The organism is Barnesiella sp. CU968 (genome assembly GCF_905219685.1).
In the GTDB taxonomy this organism is placed as follows: Bacteria; Bacteroidota; Bacteroidia; order Bacteroidales; family Muribaculaceae; genus Lepagella; species Lepagella muris_A.
On record NZ_CAJMXD010000503.1, the window covers coordinates 1 to 1781 of the forward strand.

Annotated in this window: 2 protein-coding genes; both read left to right on the forward strand. The window is 37.3% G+C overall.

Annotated features, from left to right (window positions below):
• The first annotated feature begins 308 nt into the window (after positions 1 to 308).
• The gene (locus JX312_RS13120; RefSeq protein WP_204458370.1) at positions 309 to 857 is read left to right on the forward strand and encodes a hypothetical protein; all 549 of its coding nucleotides are present in this window, start codon (positions 309 to 311) and stop codon (positions 855 to 857) included.
• 62 nt (positions 858 to 919) lie between these two features.
• Positions 920 to 1585 (forward strand): CatB-related O-acetyltransferase, encoded by a 666-nt coding sequence (locus JX312_RS13125; RefSeq protein WP_204458372.1) that lies wholly within the window; start codon positions 920 to 922, stop codon positions 1583 to 1585.
• The last annotated feature ends 196 nt before the right edge of the window (positions 1586 to 1781 follow it).

A 1781-nucleotide genomic window follows, 5' to 3' on the forward strand; every position in this document is an offset into this window, starting at 1 on the left:
AGCCAGCACAAATAGCAAATTGCCATCCAACTCTTGACCTCGAATTTGATTAACACTTTTTAAGAGACACTAGTGTATTTATTCCTCTTTTAAAAGAGTACACTAAGAATAATTACGATTCAATAATAAGGTCAAAGTATCCGTGGGCTCCTTTTATCCCATATTCTTTTGCCGAATATGGGAATAGTAAGCCATCAGTTTTTTATATCGGAATTGATACTTATTATTGGGGTACTAAACCCGAGGATTTGATAATGGCGTATAACTCTAATGATTACTCGCTATTATTTAGTAAAAATGACAATGTCGTGACCCCTGAAAGGATTCTCAAGGAATGGAGTTATAATAAGGGTCCATTTTGGGAATTCCTTTGTAAAATGCAGCTGTTTTTTAAAGACCAAAGATTAAGATCAACTTCTGACCTTAGGAGTTTATCCATAGAAGAACAAAAGTCTATATACGAAATTGGATATGGTAACGCTAATTTATTAGAACTCCCCAAAACATTGGAAAAAGAGGGATATTGGGAGTCAATAGACAAGGAAGAATATTGGCGAATGATAGAAGGTGTAGAGTCAATTTTTAGTCCAATAAAAAACATTCTCGACAGCTTTAAACCAGATATTATAATTGTTCTGGGTGCTGATATCAGTGATGAATATTTATTTAAAGATTTAAACTATTGTCATCATAAAGACTTTGATGAAGAGAAGTGGAGAAAACTATACTCTGTTGAAAATTACGATGTAAAGGTCATTAAAACGTATCATCCCAATGCGTTTTGGCGTCAAGGTTCTAATAATGATGAAATGGTAGAGTATCTTTACGAATCTCTTAAATTGGTTGAATTACAGTAATATATTAAAAGATAATGAACCAACTGCAAAAGTATTCTTAATTCATAAAGACTTCAATAACCATGAAAATATATCCTGACAAAGACAAGGCATTTCCTAACCCTGCGATTCCGAGCCTTTGCTACATAAAGAATGTGGTGAAGAATCCGAGAATCATTATCGGCGATTATACATATTACGATGATATCGACGGAGCTGACAGATTTGAGGAGCACGTCACGCATTTCTATGAATTCATAGGTGACAAGTTGATTATCGGGAACTTCTGCGCAATTGCCAAGGGGGTTACATTCGTCATGAACGGTGCCAACCATCGGATGGACTGCGCCACGACCTATCCGTTCTATATAATGGGGGGAGAGTGGGGTGGTGCAATCGCTCCGGTAATGGATGAGTTGCCCATCAAAGGTGACACTGTCATCGGCAATGATGTATGGATTGGGCAGAATGTGACAATCATGCCCGGCGTACACATTGGCGACGGAGCCATAATTGGCACAAATGCCACGGTTGCCTCAGACATTCCGCCTTTTTCGATAGCCGTCGGCAATCCGGCAAAAGTCATACGCCGCAGATTTGACGATGAAATGATTGACTTGCTGGAGCGTCTACAATGGTGGAACCGTCCCATTGAAGAGGTTGATATATTGATTCCGATACTCTCCAATCCTAATATCGCTCAGGCAAAAATTGAAATAGAAGAATATCTCCGTACTCAAAACAATTAAATTACAACCTGGCCTGAGTGAACAATCAGTGGGTTAAATTGTCTATAAAGACATGAAATTTTAATCCACTATTTGCTTATGACAATACAAATATCATACAATACAAAATTATTAAATTTACTTATTTAAGTTTCGCAAGTTCAACTTGCTGATTTCAGATTGTAAAATTTAGCGATATGAGCCAGTTCGTCAGAGT